Source organism: Hymenobacter montanus (assembly GCF_014699115.1).
Taxonomy (GTDB): Bacteria; Bacteroidota; Bacteroidia; order Cytophagales; family Hymenobacteraceae; genus Hymenobacter; species Hymenobacter montanus.
In genome coordinates this window covers 37,581-61,516 of the sequence record NZ_JACXAD010000020.1, presented here as the reverse complement: position 1 = coordinate 61,516, position 23,936 = coordinate 37,581, and the positions used below count along the sequence as shown (strand labels likewise).

The 23,936-nt window shown below is 61.5% G+C and carries 16 protein-coding genes; 10 read left to right on the top strand and 6 right to left on the bottom strand.

Going from position 1 to position 23,936, the window contains the following annotated elements; translation table 11 throughout:
• The first annotated feature begins 231 nt into the window (after window positions 1-231).
• Window positions 232-3,180: a TIM-barrel domain-containing protein gene (locus tag IC235_RS16545; protein WP_191006307.1), complete on the top strand. Its 2,949-nt coding sequence runs from the start codon at window positions 232-234 to the stop codon at window positions 3,178-3,180.
• 24 nt (window positions 3,181-3,204) lie between these two features.
• Here the strand turns inward: IC235_RS16545 and IC235_RS16540 are convergent, their stop codons facing one another.
• Both IC235_RS16540 and IC235_RS22685 read right to left on the bottom strand, forming a co-directional pair.
• Window positions 3,205-5,982: a DUF6443 domain-containing protein gene (locus tag IC235_RS16540; protein WP_191006306.1), complete on the bottom strand. Its 2,778-nt coding sequence runs from the start codon at window positions 5,980-5,982 to the stop codon at window positions 3,205-3,207.
• A gap of 54 nt (window positions 5,983-6,036) precedes the next feature.
• Window positions 6,037-10,629: a carbohydrate-binding protein gene (locus IC235_RS22685; RefSeq protein WP_317173598.1), complete on the bottom strand. Its 4,593-nt coding sequence runs from the start codon at window positions 10,627-10,629 to the stop codon at window positions 6,037-6,039.
• A gap of 783 nt (window positions 10,630-11,412) precedes the next feature.
• Here IC235_RS22685 and IC235_RS16530 point away from each other — a divergent pair.
• Window positions 11,413-11,961: a GNAT family N-acetyltransferase gene (locus IC235_RS16530; RefSeq protein WP_317173597.1), complete on the top strand. Its 549-nt coding sequence runs from the start codon at window positions 11,413-11,415 to the stop codon at window positions 11,959-11,961.
• A gap of 67 nt (window positions 11,962-12,028) precedes the next feature.
• Here the strand turns inward: IC235_RS16530 and IC235_RS16525 are convergent, their stop codons facing one another.
• The 4 genes from IC235_RS16525 to IC235_RS16510 all read right to left on the bottom strand — a co-directional run bounded on the left by IC235_RS16525 (window position 12,029) and on the right by IC235_RS16510 (window position 16,112).
• Window positions 12,029-12,736 carry a phosphatase PAP2 family protein gene (locus IC235_RS16525; RefSeq protein ID WP_191006304.1) on the bottom strand — a complete coding sequence of 236 codons (708 nt, stop codon included), beginning with the start codon at window positions 12,734-12,736 and terminating at the stop codon, window positions 12,029-12,031.
• 623 nt (window positions 12,737-13,359) lie between these two features.
• Complete coding sequence (locus IC235_RS16520) at window positions 13,360-13,998, bottom strand: hypothetical protein (protein ID WP_191006303.1); 639 nt, start codon at window positions 13,996-13,998, stop codon at window positions 13,360-13,362.
• Between the two features lie 102 nt (window positions 13,999-14,100).
• Complete coding sequence (locus IC235_RS16515; protein WP_191006302.1) at window positions 14,101-14,688, bottom strand: Crp/Fnr family transcriptional regulator; 588 nt, start codon at window positions 14,686-14,688, stop codon at window positions 14,101-14,103.
• Between the two features lie 221 nt (window positions 14,689-14,909).
• Complete coding sequence (locus tag IC235_RS16510; RefSeq protein ID WP_191006301.1) at window positions 14,910-16,112, bottom strand: helix-turn-helix domain-containing protein; 1,203 nt, start codon at window positions 16,110-16,112, stop codon at window positions 14,910-14,912.
• A gap of 76 nt (window positions 16,113-16,188) precedes the next feature.
• Between IC235_RS16510 and IC235_RS16505 the strand changes: the two genes are divergently transcribed.
• The 8 genes from IC235_RS16505 to IC235_RS16470 all read left to right on the top strand — a co-directional run bounded on the left by IC235_RS16505 (window position 16,189) and on the right by IC235_RS16470 (window position 23,798).
• A complete protein-coding gene (locus tag IC235_RS16505; RefSeq protein WP_191006300.1) occupies window positions 16,189-17,484 on the top strand; it encodes an alpha-amylase family glycosyl hydrolase in 1,296 nt (431 codons plus the stop codon).
• Window positions 17,436-17,654: a hypothetical protein gene (locus tag IC235_RS22890; protein ID WP_191006299.1), complete on the top strand. Its 219-nt coding sequence runs from the start codon at window positions 17,436-17,438 to the stop codon at window positions 17,652-17,654. The genes IC235_RS16505 and IC235_RS22890 overlap by 49 nt, the downstream gene beginning before the upstream one ends.
• A 35-nt stretch (window positions 17,655-17,689) precedes the next feature.
• Window positions 17,690-18,406 carry a DUF421 domain-containing protein gene (locus tag IC235_RS16495; protein WP_191006298.1) on the top strand — a complete coding sequence of 239 codons (717 nt, stop codon included), beginning with the start codon at window positions 17,690-17,692 and terminating at the stop codon, window positions 18,404-18,406.
• Window positions 18,407-18,739: 333 nt separating this feature from the next.
• A complete protein-coding gene (locus tag IC235_RS16490) occupies window positions 18,740-19,792 on the top strand; it encodes a S41 family peptidase (RefSeq protein ID WP_191006297.1) in 1,053 nt (350 codons plus the stop codon).
• Window positions 19,793-20,005: 213 nt separating this feature from the next.
• Window positions 20,006-20,965 (top strand): sensor histidine kinase, encoded by a 960-nt coding sequence (locus tag IC235_RS16485; protein ID WP_191006296.1) that lies wholly within the window; start codon window positions 20,006-20,008, stop codon window positions 20,963-20,965.
• Window positions 20,962-21,666, top strand: coding sequence for a LytR/AlgR family response regulator transcription factor (locus IC235_RS16480; protein WP_191006295.1), 705 nt, complete (start codon window positions 20,962-20,964; stop codon window positions 21,664-21,666). Before IC235_RS16485 ends, IC235_RS16480 begins: the two co-directional genes overlap by 4 nt.
• Window positions 21,667-22,230: 564 nt before the next feature.
• Window positions 22,231-23,175 carry an aldo/keto reductase gene (locus IC235_RS16475; protein ID WP_191006294.1) on the top strand — a complete coding sequence of 315 codons (945 nt, stop codon included), beginning with the start codon at window positions 22,231-22,233 and terminating at the stop codon, window positions 23,173-23,175.
• 173 nt (window positions 23,176-23,348) lie between these two features.
• Window positions 23,349-23,798 (top strand): hypothetical protein, encoded by a 450-nt coding sequence (locus tag IC235_RS16470; RefSeq protein ID WP_191006293.1) that lies wholly within the window; start codon window positions 23,349-23,351, stop codon window positions 23,796-23,798.
• The last annotated feature ends 138 nt before the right edge of the window (window positions 23,799-23,936 follow it).

Below are 23,936 nucleotides of genomic sequence, written 5' to 3'. Positions count from 1 at the left end.
GGGTCCGGAAAGGAAAATTGTCCCTTTCTAAGGTTACTGTTGAACTCCTTTCAATACGAATCCGGGGGCTAAAGTGGTTCTCAGGTTGGTGCACGGGTGTCCCTGATCTTCCCCAAGGAGAATGGGTATCAGCCGGAATTCGCTATGCTCCCGGGCAGTTCGGCCTTATTCCGCCTTCGTCACCTAACAACTTCGTCGGTAACTTGCCGCTTCCCACCTGGCTCGTTACTGATGAAGTTATTTTTTCGCTTTTCCATTTATTCAGCCGCCGGGATGGTATTGCTGGTCACCGCCGCTCACGCCCAGCGCGTCGATGGCGAGGGGGCGGCCCCCGACCCATTCGGGCAGCGGCCCGCACCGGCGCGGGCCGTGCCGGGGGGGCAATACCAGTCCCATGCGTTGGCCAACGGCATCCTGACCATCCGGGCCACCGATGGCAGCACGCTCCGGGTGCGCCCCTGGGCAACCAACGTAGTAAAGGTGGAATATTTCGTGACTGGCCGCCGGCCGGCGCCGGATTCGTCAGTGAGTGTGCTACCGCAATCCAACATACCAGCAGTGGCCAGCTTGGCCTTGAACGGGTTGACGGATGACGGGCGCGGTCAGCAGCCCCGAACCCCGGTCGAAGCCGCTGGCAATACCCTTACGTTTCGGCTGCCGGGCTCGCTAGCCGCCGTGGTCGAAAAAAATCCCTTAAGGATCAGTATACTGCGGGGCACTGATACGCTGGTGGCCGAAGCGGCCGGGGCTTTTCGCCGCGTCGCCCAGCCACCTACCGCTGCCAGCGTATTACCAGCCCCGGGCGGCACGGCCGTGCGCTTCCGCCTCGCGCCGGGGGAGCACCTCTACGGCACGGGCTCGCGCGCCCTGCCCGTAGACCGGCGCGGCTACCGCCTGGAGCTGTACAACCAAGCCCATTACGCCTCCCAAAATAACGAGCCGAACCTGAACATCACCCTGCCCACGGTGCTCAGCAGCCGGGGCTACCTGCTGTTTTTCGACCACCACACTGCGGGCTACCTCGACCTGGGCAAGACCGATAAAAACGTGCTGGAATACGGCGGTGAGGGCCTGAGTTCGCTCAGTTACTACGTCATCACCGGCCGCGACCAGGCGGAAATCTTAAACCGCTACACCGCCCTTACCGGACGGCAGCCCCTGCCTCCGCGCTGGGCCCTGGGCCTCATTCAAAGCCGCTTCGGCTACCGGACCGCGGGGGAGATGCAGCAGGTAGCGGCCCGCATGCGGCGCGAAAACTTTCCGCTCGATGCGTTGGTGCTAGACTTGTACTGGTTTGGGGGCACCACCAAGCAGGGCGACTTCAGCTGGTACCAGCCCAGTTTCCCCGACCCGGCCGGCATGATGAGCAGCCTCAAAAAGCAGGGAGTTCACACCATCCTGATTTCGGAGCCCTACGTGATGCGCACTTCGCGCAACGACAGCACTGTGCGAAGCCAGGGCCTGGTGGGCACTACGGCGGCGGGCCGGCCGTTCACGGTGGCCTCGTTCTGGGCCGGGCCGGCCAGCATCCTCGACGTGTTCAAGCCCCAGACCCGCACCTGGCTGTGGGGCCACTACCGCGCCCTGCACAACCAGGGTGCCGCCGGCTGGTGGAGCGACCTCGGCGAGCCCGAAAACCACCCCGAAGCCATGCACCACGCCATGGGTCCCACCCGGGCCGTGCACAACGCCTACGGCCAGACGTGGGCCAGCATTTTGCAGGAGAACTACACCAAGGAGTTTCCCGAGGAGCGGGTGTTCAACCTGGCCCGCTCGGGCTGGGCGGGCATGCAGCGCAACTCGGTGTTTCCGTGGTCCGGCGACATCCAGCGCTCCTGGAGCGGCTACCAGGCGCAGATTCCGGTGATGCTCGGCATGGGCCAGGGCGGCGTCGGCTACATGCACTCCGATGCCGGCGGCTTCTGCGTGGGTGGCATCGACAGCGAGCTGTACACCCGCTGGCTGCAAATGGCCAGCCTCTGCCCTATCCTCCGGCCCCACGGCGAGGGCGTACCGCCGGAGCCCTACTACTACCCCGACCCGTACAAGAGCAGCGTGCGCGAAGCCGTGCAGCTGCGGTACCAACTGCTGCCGTACTTGTACACCCTGGCCTGGCAGAACAGCACGACCGGTGCCCCGCTGGTACGGGCCCTGGACTACGAAGAGCGCTACGGACACGAACCCGACCGTGAGGCACCGAGCCAGGGAGCCGGTGAGCTGTCCGGCAACCGGATTTTAGCTTCTAACGCCTCCACGGCAACTCCCGACGACCAGTACCTGCTCGGCCCCAGCCTGTTGGTTGCCCCCGTGCTCAACCCCAGCCAGCGACGGCGCAATGTGGCGCTGCCCCGCGGCAACTGGGTTGATTTTCACTCCAACCAAACCTACCGGGGCGGGCGCACGGTAGGCGTGGTAGCCCCGCTGGCCCACGCCCCGCTGCTGGTGCGCGCCGGGGCCTTCCTGCCCATGACGGCCTACCGGCCCAGCACGGCGCTCTACCGCCCCGACACGCTGCTGCTGCGCTACTACCCCGACCCGGAAAACCCGGAATCAGCCTTCACGCTCTACGACGACGATGGCCATTCGGCGCGGGCGCTGGCCCAGCACCAGTTCGCGCTGCTGACCTTAAGGGGCCGCCACACCGCTGCGCAAACCGATATTGTATTTACTTCCGATGGCGGGCGCTACCCCGGCCAGCCGGCCCAGCGCACCATCCAGCTCTTGGTGCAGCGCGTAGCCGCCGCCCCCGCCGCCGTTATGCTCGACGGGCAGCCCCTGGCTCCCCATGCCGTAACTTACGACTTGGCCCGCCGCGAGCTGCGGGTTCAGTTTGTCCTGCCCGCGCCAGGCGCAACGCTTTCCCTGCGCGGCCTGCGCCTGCTCACCGCTCCCGCGACCACTGCCGACCCCGAGACGCTAACTTTTGAGGCCCCCGACAGCCGCGCGTTCGGAGCCGGGGGCACCCGGCTGCACTACACCCGGCACGGCGTCGGGGCACCGGAGCGGCTACTGATCCGCAACGCGCAAGGCGCCGTGGTTCGCACGTTTCCCCTGGCAAACCGCCCCGGAGCCCATACGCTGGCCTGGGACGGGCTCGACGAACAGCGCCACCCCCTACCCCGCGGCGTGTACGTAGCCGAGGCCGGCGAACAGCACCAACGCTTGATTGTAACAGAGTAGCTGGATAGGGCTTCTCGTAGTTAGTTATTTTAGCAGCTTGTAGGCAAAGTCCTCGGTTTGCAGAAACGTGCGCCCCCAGTCCCGGCTGTGGAGCTGCTTCTGCGTCAACTCGCCCAGGCCCGTGTAGTGCTGGCGGCTGAGCAGGGTTTCTGGCTCGAGCCGGCCCTGCAGCTCGTGCTGCTGCCAAGTGTCGAGTAGGCGCCCCGCCGCGTCGTAGCTGAAGCGGTTGCGCACCACCACCGGCCAGGCCGCCCCGTAACGCTGCTGCTTGACCGAGCGCAGCACCCGGGGCACGAAGCCTTCTCCCTGGTACACCAGCGTGGTCTGGTCCCCCAGCTCGCTACTGGCTTGCAGCAGGTTATTACTCTGCTTTTGCACCACGTTGCCATACGCGTCGTAGAGCAGCGCCGTGCTCAGCCATCCCCCGTACGCCCCACCCGGCTCCACCACCCGGCGCCGCGTCACCGTCACCAGGCCCCGGGTCTGGCTCGTGGTCACCGGCTGCTCGCCGCCGCTCAGCCGCGATTCCGCCCGGAAGGCATAATCCGGCGTGCCGTCGCCATTCAGGTCGTAGTCGTCGTAAAACGTGAGCGAGAGCAGCGTGGCTCCGGCTACCCCGTCCTGCAGGGCCGGGAAGGTATTGCCGGTGGTGTAGCTGCCCCCGCTGCGGGTTTCGTACTCCAGCGCCTGCGACTGGGCCGCCGCCTGCACCTCCGCGCGCCCGCGGCCATCTTGCCAGATGCCCTCGACCACCGGCCGGTTCTGGGCGTCGAACTTGGTAAAGAGCCACTGCTGGGCGGCCCGATGGGCGCCGTCCTGCACCAGGATGGGTCGGTCGAAGGCGTCGTAGACCAGGTAAACCGGGGCCGCGCCGGGTAACTTGCGCTCCACCACCCGGCCCCGCTCGTCATACGTGTAGTGGTAGAGCCACCGGTCCTGGAAGCCCGCGTCCTGGATGTTCCACTGCCCCGAGCTGCGCAGCGCCGCCACGGCGGCCGGCGGAATCACCCACTCCACGTAGCCCGCGTCGGCGTACACAGTGTAGGTGTCCAGCTGCTGGTCGTCGGCCAGCTGGCGCTGCAGCACCACCCGCCCGAGCTGGTCGGTGAAGACATCCGTGCGCCGGTTATCGGGGTCGAGTCGGGTTTCCTTGCTCAGCTGCCCGGCCGCGTACCACTCCCGGCCATCGACGCCCCGCCAGCGGCGCACTTCCCCGGCCGCGTTCGTGGCGTAGCTACGCCGCGCGGCATGGCCGGCCCAGGCCTGGCCGGGTTGGGTTTGCTCCAACGGGCGGCCCAGGGGCGAGGCTTCGCTCACGCTGGTGCTGAACGGCGCGCCCCCCTTGCCGGCGTAGTACGCGTCGAGCTTGCGCAGCGCGTCGGCCTCGTACGCCCCGCTGGGCTTGGCGGCGACGTCAACGGGAAAGGGCAGGAAAGTTTGGGAGGTGGTGCCCGTCCCTTCGTAGCCCAGGTGCTGCACTACGTCTTCCTGCTGCGGGCCGGCCTGCACGCCCAGCTGCTGGATGGGTTGGCCCAGGCCACCGGCGTAGGTAACGGTATAGCCCCGCTCGCTGGCCCCGAGCTGCGGCACCTGCTGCGGGTCGCTCACGTGGGGCCTAAGCACCGTCCACTCCTTCAGTTGGGTCAGCGGCAGCACCTGCACGGGCAAGGATTCGTACTCGGACCCGGAACGGTCGGCCAGCCGCACGGTGTAGGTACCTGCTTCCGTGACCGCCAGCTGCGGGCCACTGGCCCCGCTCACCTGCTCCCCATCGCGCCACCAGCTATACGGCCCGGGAGACGTCCCGCCCGCCAGTTCGGCCTGCAGCACCACGCGCGTGCCCGTCACGGGCTGGGTCGGCTCCTGCCCGTCGACCAGAATCCGCACCTGGCGCAACAGGACTTGTACTTCTTGCCGCGGGCCTTCTTCGCAGGAAGTCACGGCCAGGTAGTAGCGGCGGCTCTGGCTCAGGACCGGGGTGGTAAACGTCGGCCCGCCCCTGTAGGCCACGGCCGGGCCCGTGGCCGCTTCGTACCAGGTATAGGTATAGGCCGGCTGATAATTGGCAACCGTTAGTGCCAGACTACCCGGCCCGAAGCGCGCCGTGTCCGTCACCACGGCCGAGCCCAGCGGGGCCACGTTCACCGTAAAGGTGAGCGGCCCGACCGGGCAGGTACCGGCTAGGTGGTAGCGTAAGGTATAAGTGACGCTGCTGTAGGGCGCCGCCCCAGCCGAGCTCACCAGGACTCCGCCCCCAATAGTAGGGTTGGTCGTAGTAGCGGGATTGCTGCTCCACACGCAATTGGTGGCGCCGGGCGGAGGCATCAGTACAAAACTGCGGTTAGGACATACGGTCGCGCTGGAAGCCGTGATGTTGGCGGCCTGGTTGTTGAGCACCGTAATGAACTGATTCGGTGGGGGAGCAACGACGTTGACGTCGATGTAGGCAGTTGGATAAGATGTCCGGCCGGAGGTCTCATTCTGACAAGTGGCACTGACCGAAACCCGACGAATGCCGGGTGAGTTCCAGGTAATGGTGACCTCCCGGCCATCACCCGGACTGGTAACCGTGCCATCGCCCGCATTCCAGTCCCAGCTATCACAGATGCCGTCGATTTCGGACACGCTAAAGGTAACGGCTGTTCCCACGCAAGCCTGGTTGGGGCCACTGAGAATTAAGCGGGTCGGGGGATCAATCGGCCCTGTTTGCCCACAGGCCGAATTCGCGTGAAACAAGCCCACTGCCAGCAGCAGCAACCAAGCCCAACGGAATAACGGAGCACGAAGAAGCAGTTGTTTCATAGCCAGGTAGGCAAAATGAGTAAGTCTTTATATAACGCTGGAATTACCCCGTAGCTAGGGGGTGGGGCAAGGGTGTGCAGCGTTGCCTTGGCTGCTGTACCGTTGGACCGAAAAAACCTGGGAAACGCCCAGCTGCACGCCATTGCTATTCGTGACGATGCATTGGTAGCTCCGCCGGTCCACGGCTACCGGGTTGGCGCTGATGGGCACGGTAATAGATGGGCTCGTTTGGCCGGTGGGCAGCCACGGGCCCCCGTTGGCCTCCCGGTAATACCAGGTGTACACCAGGTTGCTTCCTCCGGCAGCCGTAACCGCGTAGGTATTGTTCCCTGTCTGCGGAGTGTTACCCGGGCTGCACGAATTTTCCAGTACATCGGGCTCGATGCCGCAGTTATCGATTGATACCACCCCGTTCAGGCACGAAGTAACCGAAACGGGCGCCGGGCGGATTTCAATGTATTGAACTGAAGTATAAATCTTGGTTTGTCCGGGCACGTTAGCCGATAACCTTACCGCGAACGTTTGGACGCGCCCCCCGGTATTGAAAGCATGGCTGGGAGCCACCCCCTGCGCGGTCGGGGAACCATCGCCAAAGTCCCAGCTGTAGGATAGGTTGTTACCGCAGTCCGTATTGGCTCGAAGCGTCAGGGCCACCCCATCGTACGCATTCCCCTCGGTAACGAACGCAGGGCTTATTTCGGGGGGGCGTCCGGCCACTATTTTCTCCATCTGCTTCACGATGTCCCCATTATGGTCGCGCACCCGCGCCAGGGCGCCCAACGCGTTGTACTCGTAGAACAGGGTGCGGCCCCGCCCATTGGTTTCCGAGGTCTTCCCTTTCGTCAGATCGTAGGTGGTGCTGGCCGCCGCGGCCGTGGCCGGCAGAAACAGCACGTCGTCGACCTGCACCGCGGAGCTGGCTACCAGCCGCAGGCCATAGCTGCTCCGGGCGGCCGCGGGAATGCCACTCAGGTCGAACACTTTTTCGTAGAGCTGCCAGGCCCCGGTGGCGGAGCCAACGTTGACCAGTTGGGGGGCGGGCGGGGTGCCCCCGCTGCCGCCCGCGATGGTAGCCGTAATGGTCGCGGCACTCCCGGCCGCCGGGCGCGCCCAGAAGCTCAGCCGATAGCTCGGGGCCGCGGACGTTGGCAGGGGGGCACTTAGGGAAGCATTGGCGGCCAGCGCGACGCCGGCCTGGCCCGTGCGCGCCGCCGCGGGCCCCGTAACCGCGCCGGCGGCAGTGCTGAACGCGAAGCTTTTTGCCGACTCGAAGTCCGAGAACAGCACTTCCGAGGCCAGCGCGCCGGTAATCTGCAGCACCGGCGTGCTGTCGTCGTAGCCCAGATGCACCGAAGAAAGCTGCCGGCCCGCTTCGGTTCGGGTGGAGAGCGGCGCGAGCCGCGGGGTGGTTTCCAGCAGCGTGGAGGCCACCCGGAAGTTCGGGCTAACGTGCAGCTCCGCGCCCCCGGCGGTCAGCTCGACCCGGGTGGAATCGTAACTGGAGGCCGAGGGCAAGGGGTCGGCCGGCTGCCAGCGCAGCACTTGGTAAGGCCGGGTGGGGATTGCCCGGCCGGCCACTTGCGAAGCCACGGCATACGTATTGAGGGTGGCCCCGGCGAACCGCACGTCGTTGGGGCGGACCACCACTTCGGAAATCGTTTCCACGGCGGTCGCCCCGGCTTGCTCGCCGGCCCGGGTGAGCCGCTCTTTCATGGCCTGGTACCGTAAGCCGCCGGGGCTCGGCGCCGGGGTCGCCGTGAGCGGATAGTCGGTCAGGTATTTGTAGCGGGTCCGGTAGGCTTTGCCGTCGCTGTTGGTTTTGCCCTGGGCCGAGAGCCAGCCCTGGGCGTTATAGTTGTACCAGGTGTCGGCCTGGTTGTCGGCGGCCCCGGCGGAGCTAACGATTTCCGTTTGGTGGCGGATGGCGTAGAGAAACTCGGTCAGAATGGGGTACTTGGCGTAGGCGTACGCACTGCTGGTTCCGCTGCTGAGCTGCTCATAAGCCAGCCCGACCACCGGCGACGAGCGGGTCGGAGCCAGGTTGCGGTACTCGTAAGCGTAGATTTCCCGGCGGACCACTGCCGCGGGAGTGCCAGTACCGGGCTCGCTCAGGTAAGTAACCTGCTGGGGTAATCCCCGCCGAAAGTCGTAATTCGTCGCGGGCGCAAACGGATACTGGTCGGGGCCGGCCTGTAGGGGCGCCACGGAGGGACAGGAGCGCCGGGCGATGCCCACGGCGGCGCGCGTCCAGGCGAAGTTCAGGCCGCTGGCGGGGTCGGCGGCCACGGCGCTCTCATCGGCGCTGCCGGGCACCTGATACTCGGTTACTACCTGCCCCGTGCCGGTCATCTGCTCGCTGACCTGGCGGTAGCCAATGGAGCGGAACTCAAAAGGGTCTTCCGTCAAATCCGTGCCGCAGCGCACGGTCGCAGCCGTCCACTGCTGCTGCGATGCCCCGGTGGTCGGCAGCGCGAAGGCAAAGCGCGGCGCCCGCAGCAGCACCCCACTGGCCCGGCCGTCGTTTTCCTGGTAGCCGTACTCGCGCCGGGCTTCAATCCTAGTAATGGCATCCTGAATCCGGATGGCGTGGATGCGGGTTCCCCCGGCTGGGTAAGACTGCTGGGCCACCGGGTCGTAAAAGCGGTGCGCCTCGTATTCCAGCAGGGCTTTGCCGCCGCCGGGCAGCGTCACCGAAGTCAGGGTACCGGCCAGCGCCGCCTGAAAGTCAGAGCAGGCCGCCGGTCGGCGGTCGGCCCCGGGCAGGGTAAAGCCGCCACTGGCGCCGGTGGGCTCGGCTATTTCGTACAGCCGGTACGGCCCTCCCGGAACAGCGGGAGTCCGGCCCGCTAGCTGGGGGTACACGTATAATTTTGGAATCAGGGTCGGGCTGCCGTTCGGGGTGTAGAACCCCCAATAGTCCCGGTCGTTTACGCCGACCTCGGGCAAGGCCACAACTGACTTGAGCGCCCCCGCAAAGCCCTGGTAGGCGGGCACCTCTTCCAGTTGGTGGTACCCAAACTCATACAGGGGCTCGGTTGAGCACCCGTTGGTTACCCGAACGCGCCGCAGAAAGCGGCGGGTCTGGCTGAACTCAATGGGATTTCCCTGGCTGTCGTACCCGCTATGATGCATCGACGAATTGGCCTCTGCGTTCTGGTAGTCGAGCAGATACTTGCGGATAAGCGGCGCATTGGGCGCGGCCGTGGCCAACACATCCACCGACCGGACATAATAATCGTCTTCGGTGGCCTGTGCCAGGTCGAGTTGCACCTGGGTCGTCGGAGAGCTAACCCGGATGAGGTATTTTTTCGTGGCGGAAGTTTCGGTGCGGTACTCTGTCACGGCCGAATTAGCGCGGTCCCCCCGTGCGATTAGGCGCGCCGATGTACCCGGCTGCGCCGGGGGAGAGATGGTCTGGTAGGTGAGCTGGATCTGGTCGCCAGCCACGGTGGTGATGTTCGTGGCCTGCCAGGCAGAGGTATAGGTAACTTTCTGGTCCGCCGGCAGCTTATACAGCCAGTACTCCCGCAGGAAGCACGTCGGGGTGGCGTTCACACCTACCACCTTTTTGGTAATGGTCTCTTGCTCATCAAACGTATAGCGCGTGCCATCGGCCGTGCGAATGGTAAAGCTGGTTATCCCGGTGCTGGCATTGAAGGGCAGATACGTGATGGTCAGGTGGTCGTAAGGGATAGTGCGCGCGTTGCCCTGGGCGTCGAACACGAACTTGCCCGAATGCCCCGGTAGCGAGTAATAAAAAACATCTGGCTCCGTATCGTACAGGGTGCGGGTAGCAAGCCCCGGCTCCAAGCTGCCGATTTGAGTGAGTTGCTCCCAAGCCGTCAACTCATCCCCCGTGCAGGTCGTTGCCGAAAAAGTCGCGGGCGCATTCGGTACGGCACTGATTTTATCCTGGGGCGTCGTACCAGCGGGGTAAGTGAGCCACCCGTATCGATTTTCGCCGGGGGCTAACTTCGTGAGGTCGTCGGGCAGCCCCCGTACTTCCCGGCTGATGCTCACCCCCCCGGCCAGCGCCCAATTAACGCCGACTTCCCCTCCCCGGTCGTCTACTTGTACCCCGGTGGCGGCGTACGACAAGCCAATGGGCAGCGCCACGCCGTTGGCCTGCACGGTATGCAGGGGCAAGTATAGCTGCGCCGTACCGGTGAATTTGTCCACCGAAATCTCTTTGGGAAACCACCCGGCGGTCGGCGGCGCCCCCAGTTTGTACCCCGCGCTAACCGTCTCCGGCCGTACCCGAACGTAATCGAGGTTAATCCACCCATTGTCGTCGGCATCATAGCGGATCATGATGGTGTTGGTACCCGCCCGCAGGTTCAACGCCTCGGTGTGAGTGCCCCAAAGGGACCAGGAACCAGTGGAAGGGAACAGCCCCTGAGTCACATCCGTACCGTTAACGTAGATGCTCAGGCTCGAAGCCGAGGCCCGGGCCGCCGCATACCGGAAATCCACCGCGTACGTCTTAGCTTCGCTACGACCACTGAAGTAAAGGTGACGGACGATCCGGGGGTTAAGGCAGTACCGCGCTGCGTGAGGTACTCGGCATAAGTGATCCCCCCCGAGCTGCTGACGCTGGCTCCGCCCGCTAGCTGGGCAGCCTCTGCTTCGTACACCGTCTGCGCCCACACGTTGGCGGGCCGGCTAAAAAGAAGCAAGACGGTGGCTAGGTATAAAAGCCGTAAGTGTGCGTTCATACAAGGCTAATTGAAAATGGCAGGTTTATAGCGCAATGGCCTGGTACCAGCAGCGCGGGCCGGCTTCAGCTTGCGGCGTGGGGATAGCTGCGAACGAGCGCAGCAAGCAACTACTGTAAAAGGAAGTGGGAAAAGCGCGGATGCTTGCTTAATTTAAGGAGCTGACTAGCCATAGGACTGAGCCAGAACTTGGCCATCAGCCTCGCCAATCAGTTGCGTAGCTATCATTTCGCCTTCAGTGGCAAGCCCAGGGTTTACGGGCAGCCAGGGGCTGCGGCAAGCTCCCGGTGTCGGTTCGAATACCATTCGAGTAGAACTATTTAGGCAACCGATGAAGGCATGGCAGATATCTGCACAAATTAAACGCAATATTTTATCATAAACTAATCGCAGCCTTTTTTTACAAGCGGGCAAGGCGTTCTACTGTCTACAAAGCCCTTATGATCAACGCACTATTTTATCGGGTTCAGTAACGTCTGCCGCACTGAATGCGGCCATCGATGCCCAGGACCAGCACTTTGAAGCAATCAAATAAATGAAGGGATTGCTTACTTAATCACATGGCCAAGGTGCCTCTCCCAGGGGCTGATTTGCTTTCCTTGAGTAGGTACAGCACCTTGTGGCCTTCTTACCTGATTTATGAGCAGGTAGGCATACCGCGCTCTGAACTGAGCTTCAATCATCAAATGGCTACTTTTACCTGACTACCCAACGAGTGACTGTTGAGAAAATGCTGCCTTTCACCACTGCCCGCCTGCTGTTTCGTCCGCTTACTGAAGCCGATGCGGCGGGAATGTTTGCCCTTGACTCCGACCCGGCCGTGCACCGCTACCTCGGCGGCATTGGTGGCCGGCCCGCGGCCGAGTTGGCCCAGAGCGCCGAAACCATTGCCTATATTCAAGCGCAATATCAAGCCAACGGCATCGGGCGCTGGGCGGTGCTGCTACGCGCCACCGGGGAGTTCATGGGCTGGGCCGGCCTGAAGCTAGTGCCCGGTCCGATAAACGGCCACTACCACTTCTACGACCTGGGCTACCGCTTCCGCCCCGCATACTGGCGGCAGGGCTACGGCTACGAAGCGGCCCAGGCCTGGCTCGATTATGGCTTTCAGACTCTGGAGCTACCCCGCATCTGCGCGTATGCCGATGCCGAGAACGTGGCCTCCTGCCGCATCCTGGAGAAAGTGGGCTTGCAGCGGGGCAATGAGTTTGTGGAGGAAGGTGTGCGCTGCGTATGGTACGAGGCCGATAATACCGGTTCTTGAAGCCAGCGCCCCGGCTGGCCCACTACTCCGATTTGCACAGAGCCTCCACGACGGCGTTCATCGGGAGTTAAACCGCCCGGGGCGGCTCATTAACCGCCTCGGGCGCTTGGCTTAGTTCCTGAAAAACCGGCGCAAACAGCAAGTACACGCCCGTTACCCAGCCCGTCGCGCTCAACCAGCCGGCCAGCACATCGGAGGGGTAGTGCACACCCAGGTACATGCGCGACCAGCCCACGCCCAGGGCAAACAGCGGCAGCCAGGGCCAGGCCAGCCAGCGCGCCCGGAACTGCCACAGCAAGAAAATCCCAGCCGTCGCCAGGGCGGCCGTGTCCATGGCGTGCCCACTGGGGAAGCTGAAGGTGTGAACCGGCTTGATGCTGACCCACAAGTCGGGACGGGGACGGGCAAACAGGGCCTTCAGCACTTGCGTGAGCACCATGCTGCCGCCCACGGCCGCGGTAAAAACCACCGCCTGCCGCCGATGGCGCCGCAGCGTCAGGCTCAGCGCCACCAGCACGCCCAGCGTAATCATGGGCCCGGAGTCGCCAAGGTCGGTGAGGGCGACGGCGAGCTTATCCTGCCCTGGCGTGGCGCTTTGGCGCAGAAACGCGAGTACCGTTTTGTCGTGAGCGAAGCCGCCCGCGAGCCTGACCTTCTGCGCCAGGAGCACGAACCCGGCCCACGGCAGCACGAAGCCCCCAAGCACCACCGCCAACAATTTTCGGCGCCGGCTCAGGCCATTGTGCACTTTTTTCCAAGACCAATCAAGCGGCATAACAAGCGGATAAGGCGCGAGACGGGAATCCCCCGACGGCGGCTTTACGAGCGCGGCGGCGCGGCGTTTGCTGCCAAGGCCGCGGCGGCTACCACGCCACCGCAAAAGTTAACCGGAAATCCTGCTCAGGTCGACCATCACACGGGCAGTGTCCAGGTTTCCGTCAGCGGCTACGGGGCTGCTTTCACCCGGGCGCAGGCTTATCAAATTGCATAACCCTTCCCGCTTGACCCAAACACCAGCGGGATATTGCAGAACCATCGGGGCTGTTGCGGAACACGCCAAAGAGACGCCTTAGCTACCGTTCACGTTTGGGAAAGGGCCCGCTGCTGTTTAGTGCTTTTAGGAGCACTCGGGTGCTGGCTGAATGCTCCTAGCCAAGTTCCGCAACCGCCACGACCGTGCAAAACCAGATGTGGGATCATTGGAATGGCTTAGGAGTGGTTACACCCCACTCGCTGGCAACACCGAGTGAGGAACGCGCGGCGGGTACGCCCCAGTACCGCCCGGTACGAGCATGGCCTCACGGCAGTAAGCCGCGCCCCAGCGAGACCGGAAGCCGAAACGTCCACCCTGGATCCGGTCGAAAAGGCGCCAGCAGCATGGCCAGAGCTGGCCGCCACTCAAAACCCTACTATCACGTTCAGGCCCACCTGCCCGCTCCGGAACATTTGCGCGCCGAGCCCGTCGACGGTGCCGGAGCGCGAGGCGGCTTCGAACTCGCTTTCCAGGGTTAAGCTCCAGCCCCGGAGCGGCACGGTGTAGCCCACGCCCGCCATCAGAGAAGTGCCCAGCGCGTATTGGTGACGGTAGAAGTTCGCTTTTTCGTCGAAGCGCTTGGTGGTAAGCTGGCCGAAGCCCACGCTGCCGCGCAGGTACAGCCCACGGCCAAACTCCCGGCTCGGGGCGTAATAGTTGGCCGCGGCGGCCAAGTTGTAGTAGTTGAAAATGTATTCATCGCCGTAGTCGCCCACGACCGGGGCCCCGAAGGAGCCGGAAATGCGCGTGCCCAAGCCCAGGCCGCGCCATTTGGCGGGGGCCACGTAGAAGCCGGCCAGGATGTTGTTGCCCGTGCCGGGCTTGGCGCTGCCACCCAGGGCCTGCGCGAGCTTGGCGCGGGTATCGCCGAAGTAAAGGGCTTTGTTCAAGCCAACCCCAATTTCGCCGTAGACCGGCACTTTCGTGGGGGCTTCTTGCGCGTGCGCGGGGGGAGTGATGGCCGCAACAACAACCAGAACGGCAGCAAAAAACACGGTTTTCATCATGTGGGGCGAAGCAGGATTGGTGAGTGAATGCTTCGCTACAAATGTCTTGCGGCCCCGGAGGCGAAAACGATGATTTGGGTTAAGAAAACGCAGCCGGCCTTAGCTCCGCGCCCGGATGCGGCTCAAGCTCTCGGGCTTGATGCCCAGGTAGGTGGCAATGAGCCGCTGCGACACGCGCTGCACCACCTGGGGCCGCTCGCGCACCAGTTGCGCGTAGCGCTCGGCGGGCGTTTGGTTGAGCAGGGCCGCGCTACGCGCCCTGCTGCCCCGGTAGGCCTGCTCGGCCATGAGCCGTCCGAACCGCTCGAACGCGGGCTGCTCGTCGTAGAGGCGGTAGAGAGCCTGGTGCGGCAGCAGCCACACGCGCGTGGGTTCCAGCGCCTGAATGTTTTGGGTGGAGGGCCGCTGGTCAAGAAAGCTGTCGTAGTCGGCGTACCACTCGCCTTCGAAGAAGAATTGGCCGGTGTGCTCCTCCCCCTGCACGTGGTAGAAGTAACGCAGCGCGCCGGTTTCGATGTAGGCCGCCGCCCGGCACACTTCCCCTTCGCGTAGCAGTAGCTCTTTTTTGGCGAGCCGGCGCGGCTGCATCAAGACGTGCAGGGCGGCGCAGTAGGCTTCGCTCAGGCGCAGCATAGCCTTTAGTTGTGCGGTGAGGGCCGCGGGAAAGGCGACGAGAGTTTGGGGCATATATAGCACAATAACTTAAGGGCTGGCTAGCCGGCTTTTTTCAGGCGCACGTCGGGAGTTTGGTACGCGGAAGCCCGACCGACCAGGGGCATCGGCTTGCTACAAGCAACCCCAAGTACCGCATTTGTTCTTAGACTCGCCAGCAAGTGTTAGGCAACTGGCTCACCCGCTTTGGTGCTTCACGAATGCTTGATGCCCGCAATGCGCGCAAGGTCCTTCTCCTACGCCTGGTAGTCCCGCGGGGTCACGCCCGTTACCTGCTTAAAAATGCGGTTGAAAGTCGTTTTGGAATTGAAGCCGCTTTCAAACGCAATGCCGAGCAGGGTGAAGCGCCGGGCATCGGGCGCAGCAAGCCGGCGCTGCACTTCGGCCACCCGGTAGCCGTTCACCAGGTCGTTGAACGAGCGGCCGAAGCCGGCGTTCACGGTGAAAGAAATCAGGCGCGGGGGCAAGCCGGTGTGCGCCGAGAGCTCGGCCAGGGTCAGGGTGGGGTTTTGATACAGCCGGTCATCGACCAGGGCCCGGCGGATGCGCTCCATCACGAGCGGGTCGGGCGCCGTGGCGCGGGCTCCCTGATCCGCGAGACTTTGCTCCGTTGGGGGCGCCGGGAATTCGGGCATTGCCGCCCCTGCTTCGGGCACGGCGGAAGCCTGGGGTGCCGCCAGTGCCGTGGCTTTTTCAGGTTCGGCGGCCGCGTCCTCTTCCGGGGCGAAATGCACAGCGCGCATGTCGGCCTGCCGCAGGCCGACAACGCCGATAACGAACACTACCGCACCCAGTAGCTCACTGGAGTAGTCGTAGCGGTAATACAGCCCAAAGAATTCGCGCAGCACCAGCTCCACCAGCCATTGCCCACTGACTACGGCTAGCAGCACGAGCAGCCAGCGCAACCGCAGGCGCGACACCTCCGAAAAGTTGTCTTCCAGCCAGCGCCCGTACTGCCGCAGCCGGCCCAGGCTCAGCACCAGGTACGCCATTAGCGAAAGCCAGGTGCCGATGAACTCCAGCCGATACGTGACGGGCTGGTGCACGTGCTGCCAGAAGTCGTTGCGCACCTGGTAGGGCTGGAAGCGCAGCCACCAATACAGCCCGGCCTGGGCCAACACCGGCCCAAAGTGCGCCCAGTAACGCGCCCGCCACCGAAACCCGTGGTTGACGAGGCTGCGCACGTAGAAATACAGCAACGGCCCAAACGCCAGCGAGTAATAGATGGGCGAGAAATACAGCTCAGCGCTCTGGCGGTACAGGCCCGACACGCGAAAAAATCCATCAACCAGCCACAGCGCGATGGCCAGCATGAGCAAGGCCAGAAAGCGGTTCGACAACTGGTTCTGGGGAGCCCAGAACAGCAGCCCGGCGGCAAACAGCGCCTGCGCAATCACGGCCAGGGCGGCCACCGTTTGGAGAGAGAAAGTAATCTGCATAAGCGAAGCGCGAGGGCAGCGGGCCGGTGCAAAGATGCAGCCGACGGCGCTGGGGCGATTTCCCCTATTTTGCGCCATGACTCACTTTCCGTCCTTCTACCTGAGATGCGCCCTGCTCCTGCCGCTGCTCGTGCTCGGCGCTTGCCAGTCGGGCCCTAAATCTGCCGATAAGGCGGGCGCGGCGGCCCCGACCGCGCCCGATGCCTCGTCCTTCACCGTCAAGCATCCGGCGTGGGCCGCCAGCGCCACGTTGTACCAGGTAAATGTGCGGCAGTACACGCCGGAGGGCACCTTTCGAGCGTTTGAGCCCCACCTGCCGCGGCTGCGCGCCATGGGCGTTGGCATTCTCTGGCTGATGCCCATCCATCCCATCGGCCGAACCCACCGCAAGGGCACGCTGGGCAGTGCCTACTCGGTGCGCGACTACCGCGCGGTGAACCCCGACCTGGGCACGCTGACCGACTTGCAGCACCTGGTCCGGGAAGCCCACCAGCTGGGCATGCACGTTATTCTGGACTGGGTAGCCAACCACAGCAGCTGGGACAACGCCCTTACCACCGAGCACCCCGACTGGTACACCCACGACGCCCGCAACGGCTTCCGCCCGCCGGTGGCGGACTGGCAGGACGTCATCGACCTTGATTACTCCCGGCCGGCCCTGCGCCAATACATGACGGCCAGCATGGCCTACTGGGTGAAGAATGCCGACATCGACGGCTTCCGGGCCGACGTAGCCGGGCTCGTTCCCACCGACTTCTGGAACGACACGCGAGTTGAGCTGGAAAAAATTAAACCGGTGTTTATGCTGGCCGAGTGGGACGAGCTGTTTCTGCCCACCTTCCTCAAGCCCGACGAGTTCGACCCCAACACCCGCCTGCTGGAAAAAGCCTTCGATGCCGCCTACGCCCTGCGCCTGCACGGCCTGCTCGACAGCCTGGGCCGGTGCCAGCAAGCCACTACAGAGCTGGCCCGCTATTGGGCCGCCGAGCGCCAGCGCTACCCGCCTGGCGTGAACCTGATGACCTTCACCAGCACCCACGACATCAACGCCTGGGACGGCAGTGAGTACGAGCGCCTGGGCAACAACGCCCTGCCCCTGGCCGTGCTCACCACCCTGTGGCCCGGCATTCCCATGCTCTACAGCGGCCAGGAAGCCGCCCTGAAAAAGCGGCTGCGCTTCTTCGACAAGGACACCATTGCCTGGCACAACTACCCGCTGCAAAGCTTCTACGCGACGCTTTTGCAGCTGAAAAAGCGGCACCCGGCCCTGCGGAACTTTGACGCGACAAGCACTTTCCGGCTTCTGCCCAGCCCCCCCAAACGGTGCTTTTTGACCGTCGTAAAGAACTGGATGGTATCGTCGTCGCCGTGAATTTGAGCAACAAGCCCCAACGGGTGACCTTACCAAAAACGCCTAGTTCGCTGGGCTGGCACTACGCCTCGGTGTTCGACGGCCGCGCGTATTCGGTTTTCGATAATAACAGCACTGTAACCCTGCCACCCCACGGCTATCAGGTATGGGAACAAATTGCAATGAAGTGAGTAAGTAGTTGGGATACTACTCACTTTCCTTGCCTATGCCTCTGCTTGCCGAACCCGTTATGCCCTTCGACTGGCCGCGCCTCTGGTGGCCGGGCGAACACTCGCCCCTCTACGCCCTGGAAGTAGTATTTCGCTGCATCGCCACGTACCTGATGCTCCTGGCGGCTTTGCGCATCACCGGACGGCGTAGCGTGAAGCAGCTTTCGCTCTTCGAGCTGAGCATCGTTATCGGCCTAGGCTCCATTGCCGGCGACACCATGTTTTACCCGGAGGTGCCGCTGAGCCACGCCCTCATCGTGTTCGGGGTGGTCATGGGCCTGTACTGGCTGCTCAACTACTGCACCGAGGTTTCGCCCAAGTTCAGCGACTGGATGGAAGGCAAAGAAGTGCTGCTGCTGCAATCCGGCCACCTGCAGTGGGACAACTTTCACCGGCAGAATCTCACCCAGAAAGAGCTGTTTGGCGCCCTGCGGCAGTATCAGGTAGAACACCTGGGCCAGCTAAAAGCCGTGTACAGCGAAGCCACTGGCGAGATGAGCGTCTTTTTTTACGAAGCCGACGAGGTGCGCCCCGGCCTGTCCATCATCCCCGATGAGCTCGCCAAGGCCAGCACAACCATTACCGAGGCGGGCCCGCACGCCTGCACCACCTGTGGCCACGTGCTGACGGCGCCCACCCAGGCCGCCTTAGCCTGCCCGGTGTGCCGGAAAAGCCAGTGGCTACCTGCCTGCACGGCCCGCCGCGTGGCGTAACCGACGGGCCCGCCGCCCAAAGCACCGGCAAGGCCCAGAGTTGCCCGGGCCGTAGCAAGAACGCGCCAAGCCCGATAACGGGTGCCGCCTACTTTTTCAGCAAGCCTAGCTCGGCTAAAATCTGCTCGGTGATTGAGTGTTCATAGAAGATGCTAAGCAAGGCCATAAGCGCTTTCTCTGCGCGATGGAAAAGATTGCACAGCAGGCTTTCTGGAAGGTTGTCCTACCTCCCGAGGTGTTTGTCTGCCCGTAGCTGTCGTTGGTCTATGTTTTTCGGGCTTGGTAACTTTCCCCAATAACTTGCGGGCAGTAATTAACCCAAGCTAACTGTATATGAAACAGACCTTTGTTACCTTGCTTCTTCTCGTCAATGCTGCCCCGCAGGTTACCGCGCAAGGTCAATCAAACTCACCTGTCATTGCGCCTTCGAAGGTTAGTGCTCATCCAGTGGATAGACAGCCAACAGGGCTTACTCCCGGACAACAATACTTGCTGACGGCCATTCGGCTGCTTAAGCAAAAATCACTTTACACCAGTCGCATCAATTGGCCTGAGCTAGAAGCGAAGTATCTTCTCAAAGCCAAGGAGGCCGATCAACCCAACGATGTGTATGGCTTCATCACCGAAATAATTAAGAGCAATAATCTACGCCATCATTCCTTTAGCAATCCGGAGCAGGTACGAGCCTACAAAGGCAAAGCACGAAGCACTGATACTATCGAAAAAGCCAAAGTAGAGATGCCGCAAGGGAAAATACTATCTAAAAAAGTCGGTTATTTAAAAATTCCTCAATGCCTTACTTCTGACTCACTCGTCCTGCTGCAATATGCTACCGAGTTGCAACGCATCATTGCAGCACTTAGCCAAAAGAAAGTGCAGGGCTGGGTGGTGGACTTGCGCGATAACGACGGGGGAAACATGTGGCCCATGCTGGCCGGCCTGGGCCCGCTGTTGGGCGAAGGCGCCGTGGGCTCATTCGTTACCCCTGCTACTTCGAAAACTACCCCTTGGTATTACGCCCAAGGCGAAGCATTTCCCAAAGGTCGGGTCGTCGCGGTGCGGGTTTCAACCACACCCGCGAAAACACTGCCGCACGCGCGAGTAACTGTTTTAGTGAACGAAAATACAGCGAGTGCCGCCGAAGCAGTTACCGTAGCCTTCATCGGCAAAGAGAACACCACAATTATCGGGCAAAAGACAGGTGGCTATTCTACCGCAAACAGCGAGTATGAACTGAGCGACGGAGCCAAGCTCTACGTCAGCACGGCGGTGTACGCGGACAGACACGGCAAGCAATACGACAATGGCATTATCCCGGATATTGTCACGGCTAAAGAAGCAACCCTTGCCAAAGCTGTAGATTGGCTTTTGAGCCAGCCCAAATAAGAACCCATGCACAGTAGCAGTGGAATAAAGCACGTAAACGTAGCCACTATCCAGAAGGAAGCTCCAGCCGAGGAGGGGCCGCTCGCTGGCAAGAGAACAGTCGAGTCCGGACGTGCAGCACCCAACGGAAGAGACGGTTTTGAACAACCCTCCCACTGGCTGGCCAACCACGGCGAGTTGGGGCTGCATCTGCTATTTTGGGCTCTGTATTTCGTGTACCCTCTGGCCAAGTTCGCGGGTCATGCTGACCATAAATTCAACTACTGGCTCTCCGCGCTGCAAACGGCAACGTCCGTTCTGCCAGTGTACGGGTTTTACCTGCTGGCCCTACCCCGGCTTTTCGCCGCCAAGCAGTACGCCGGGCTAGGTCTGGGTGGCTTGGGGCTGGCCGCTTTGTTTGCCGGCTTGGATTGCTACCTGAGTCACGCCTTTCTCACAGACTGTCCGTGCAGCCTGCAGCTGTGCGTCCTCAATACCACACCGGAAAAGGCTTCGCTGCTGCTATTCTTCAGTGCGGTGTTTGCTTTCAAGCAGCACCACTGGAAGCAAAAGGAACTGGAACACACCGAGAAGGAACGGCTGGGAGCTGAACTCGGCTACCTCAAGGCGCAAGTAAACCCGCATTATCTATTCAACACGCTGAACACGATTTACTCCTGCTCCCTCGACAACCCAGTCAAGGTGCCGGGCCTGCTGCTCAAGCTTTCCCACAACCTGCGCTATGTGCTCTATGACAGCGAGCGGGACCGAGTAGATCTGGCCCAGGAAATCCAACACCTGGACGACTACATCAGCCTGCAACAGCTGCGACTGGAAGGGCGAGTCCGGGTTGATTTCTCGGTTGAAGGCGTTGTAGCCGGACAAACCATTACCCCGCTGCTGCTGGTTGCCTTCGTGGAAAACACCTTCAAGCACTGCGCCGAGTATCTGGATCGGGAAAGCGAAATCACCGTTCGCATTGCGGTTGCGGGCCCGAAATTACATTTCTGGTGCGAGAACGATTGCACTGAGCCCGAAGCCGTAGAGACGAGTCCCTGCCCGCCCGCTGAAGGAGGCCTGGGCTTGAAAAACGTCTGCAAACGGCTGGAACTCGCGTACGGTCCCCGACAACGCCTCATGACCGCGAAGGTAATGGGCAAGTTTCAGGCGGAGCTTATTATTGATCCATTATGAGGTGCTTCATTGTAGAAGACGAGTTGCCAGCGCAACGGGTACTGCAAAAATACCTAGCCCTGATTCCGGGCACGGAGGTGGTGGGTACTTATCAATCAGCCATCGAAGCCAGCGCAGCCTTGCAGAGCACCCACGTAGACACGCTGTTTCTGGACATTCGGCTCCCGCTGCTATCGGGGACCGACTTCCTGAAAACCCTGGTTAACTCGGCCAAACCCAACGTTATCATCACCACGGCTTACCCTGAGTACGCCGTGGAAGGTTTCGAGTTGGATGTGGTAGACTACCTGGTCAAGCCGTTCTCGTTTGAACGGTTTCTCAAGGCCATTAACAAGGTGCGTAGTTTCGCGGCCACCCCTGGGCCAGTCCAACTCCCCTCCGCAGTTGGACCGGCCCTCTTTGTCAACGCTGACAAAACCCTGCACAAAGTGCTGCTAGTCGACATCCTATACCTGGAATCGGTTAAGGACTACGTGCGTATCGTCTTGCCCGAGCAGAAAATCATGTTCCTCGACAATCTCAAAAGTTGGGAGGAGAAGCTGCCCGCGCAACAGTTTGCCCGCATTCACAAGTCCTACATCGTGAACCTGGACAAAATACGCAAGGTGCACGGCAATATTGTGGCGTTGCCTCACGCTGAGTTACCCATTGGCCGCACGTACCGGGATGACTTTTTTCGCCGACTACAGGCGGCGACTTAGGGCGTTGCAAAACGAACGGAGAGAACGCCGACCCAGCCTGCGCACGCCTGAATCGGCATTTTCCCATTCGTTTAATGGTGTTCTTGGAAAGCGGAGAGAGATACTGATCAACCCTGCCCCGGCACCCAGCTAATAGCCCATACTCACTCCATCAATAAAACGTCAACGCTTCACGAGGACAAGTACAGCATCACCCAGCGCGGGGGCCAGCAACTGAGCCTGGAACAGTGGCAAGAAACGGACGAACCGCTACTCTCGGAAGATGTCAGCCGGCTCTCGCCGTTGCTGCATGAATGCGTTAGCACGCCGGGTCGCTACGAGAAAATGCCCGGTAACTGCTTGGGCATACTGCACTCTGTTTCTACCCTGCTCTGGCTGCGTTCATTGTCCGTACAACCTGGAGAAAACCAGCGACAGTAGCAGGAATAAAAAAACGCGCATGGGCGGGAAATGAGGCCGCAAAGTACAAAAAAGGCCGCTTGGCACAACCTGCCAGCCCGGGTGTCAGTTAAACAACCTGCCCCGCCCCTGGGGCTTCGCCTCGCCCTTTAGCGCACCTGAGCTATGCAAACCCGTGAACTTGGCCGCTCCGGCCTCTCCATTTCGCCCCTGATGCTGGGCGGCAACGTCTTCGGCTGGACCATCGACGAAGCCACTTCCTTCGCCGTGCTCGACGCCTTCGTGGCCGGCGGCGGCAACGCCATCGACACCGCCGACGGCTACTCGGTGTGGGTGCCCGGCCACGTGGGCGGTGAGTCCGAAACCATCATCGGCAAATGGCTGCGGCGCCGCGGCCGGCGCGACGACGTGGTCATCGCCACCAAAGTCGGCTGGGAGGTGAACGCCGAGAACAAAGGCCTGCGCAAAGACTACATCCTGCGCGCCGTCGAAGGCTCGCTGAAGCGCCTGCAAACCGACTATCTCGACCTCTACCAATCCCACAAAGACGACCCCAGCACCCCGGTCGAGGAAACCCTGGCCGCCTACGCTCAGCTCGTGAAAGAGGGCAAGGTGCGGGCCATTGGTGCTTCCAACTTCACTGCCGCCCGCCTGAGCGAGTCGCTGGCGACCAGCCAGCAGCACGGTTTTCCGCGCTACGAAACCCTGCAAAACCTTTACAACCTCTACGACCGCGAGGACTTTGAAAAGAACCTCGCGCCCTTGCTTGAGCAGGAGCACATCAGCGCCATTCCGTATTACGGCCTCGCCGCCGGCTTCCTCACTGGCAAGTACCGCTCGGAAGCGGACTTGCAGAAAAGCCCCCGTGGCGGGGGTGTGGGCCAGAAATACCTGAATGCGAAAGGTCTCGGCATCCTCAACGCCCTCGACGCCGTGGCCGAACGCCAGCGGGCCACGCCCGCCCAGGTTGCCCTGGCTTGGCTAATGCAGGCGCCCAGCGTAACCGCGCCCATCGCCAGCGCCACCAGCGTGGAGCAAGTCAACGATCTGCTCAAAGCCGCGGAGCTGCAACTCTCGGCCCAGGACTTGCAGACGCTGGACCAAGCGTAGTCCATCTGGGCGCTGGGTTTAAGGAAATTCCGCAGAGAAGGCTTTTATGATTTCTTATGATAAAGCCAACTCCAGTGTAGCTACCGGTTTTAAAAAGCCCCTTTAAAGTCAATTAATTCAACAGCCAACCAGATAATCCTGGCTTTATCAGGAAACAATGAGTTGCAAATAGCATGATACATTTAATTCCAGAAAAGGTAGATTTCAGGATATCGACAACTGGAGTTGAAGTTTTATACACAGAGGCTGGCGGCGCAATAATCACTTTAGATACTCAAAAAAGGAGTGATTATTTTGCTACAGACAGATACACAAGGACTCACATTACATTTGATATAGTAGCTGAATTAAAGTGCATAAAATTAAACTTTTACGAATTCAACTACGATAACTATTCTATTCTGAGAATGGAAGATACCCTTTCTGGAATTGAATATTGGCAAAAGTATGCTCATACCTATGAAAACGGGTTTTATTCGGTAAGCAATTCAGAAATCTTAAATAAGATGAGCTTGGTTTATGACCCCCAAAAAAGACTAAACTTGAAGCACTATCTGATTATTTGCTACGACAGCTACATTGAGCTAGTAGCTTCTGGTTATACCTTAAAAGAAGAGTATTAAATACTAATCTTATTCTGGAACGTATCTGAAAATGCAGAACGCCTGTTAGACTCGCTCCGATATAACTTTATCATTATCAGAGCTTTATTACTTCAGTTTATCAAGTCACCTTCTCAGTTATGCCGAGTAGAGCATCTG